The sequence below is a fragment of the Streptomyces sp. SID11385 genome, from assembly GCF_010548245.1.
GTDB lineage: Bacteria > Actinomycetota > Actinomycetes > Streptomycetales > Streptomycetaceae > Streptomyces.
Window position 1 is genome coordinate 1 of record NZ_JAAGLR010000395.1, and the last position, 1,071, is coordinate 1,071.

At 78.1% G+C, this 1,071-nt stretch carries 1 protein-coding gene and 1 pseudogene; both read left to right on the top strand.

The window, feature by feature from the left end; all coding sequences use genetic code 11:
* Window positions 1-866 (top strand): KH domain-containing protein (locus tag G3I42_RS11930; protein ID WP_164285229.1); only part of this gene is annotated, 866 nt, incomplete at its 5' end.
* Window positions 863-1,071, top strand: a pseudogene (locus G3I42_RS11935) (VWA domain-containing protein); the annotation flags it as partial. The gene G3I42_RS11930 and the pseudogene G3I42_RS11935, both read left to right, overlap by 4 nt.

The following is a 1,071-nucleotide window of genomic DNA, read 5'->3' on the forward strand; positions in this document are numbered from 1 at the left end:
CGGCGTGCCGCTGCGGGCGGCAGGCGGCCGTCTGGTGCGGCGGCGGGCGCTGCCGGGCGGGCCGCGCCTGGTGCGCCGAGCACCACGTACGCCACCCCGGCGACCCCTCGGTGGCCTACTGCGCCGACTGCTACGGCGACCGCTTCCCCGCCTGTACGGAGCAGGGCTGCACGGCCACCGGCTACCTGCGGTGCGAGTACCGCGAGGCGGGCGAGAAGCGGAGCTGCGGGCGGCGGGTGTGCGCCGAGCACCTGGAGCGGTGGAGCGTCTACCCGGCTTCCGTCCCCGGGCTCGCGCTGTGCGGGCGGCACATGGGGCTGTTGCGGCGGCAGGAGCCCGAGGCGCTCCTGGAGCGGCTGCTCTTCCTGACCGAGGCGCGCCGGGGACGGCGCGGCCGGGCGGGCCGGGCCGCGCTGCCCCGGCTGCGGGTGCTGCGGCACATCGTCATCAACACGACGCGTCAGGTGCGCGACATGGAGACGCTGGACGCGATGTGCCGCTCCGTGCAGCGGCGGTGGGAACAGACGCGCGGCGGCCCGCCCGACGACCGGCGCGTCCGCGAGGCGGGCGTGCGGACCCTGCGCGCGCACGCCGCCTCGCGGGCGGAGGACGTGGCGGCGTTCCGCGCGGAGCACGTGGAGGGCAGGGCGCACTACGCGCGGCTGCTCGCCCACCTGCGCGCCACGGGGCAGGGCGAACTGGCGGAGGGGATCGGCTTCTCGGACTACCGGCCGCGCTCCCGGATTCTCTTCGTGCACGTGCCGCCCCGGCTGCGCGGCGCGTTCATCGGGCGGGGCGGCGAGCGGATCAGGGAGCTGAGCCGGGTGACGGGTGTGGAGGTCGCGGTGGAACGGGGGCGGCAATGACGGGCGTCGGGTGGAACGCGGCGGGGGCCCGGCTCGCCCTCGTGGAGGGTCCCGGGCTCGTCGGCGGCAACCGGCTGGCGGTCCCGGCCGCTTCGCTGGCCGAGGACAGCGCGGGGGTGCTGCGGGACGGCCGGGGCGGTACGCGCCCGGTGCGGCTGCTGCCGGTCGCGGGCCTGGAGCCGGATCTGCTCCTCGTGCCCGCCGA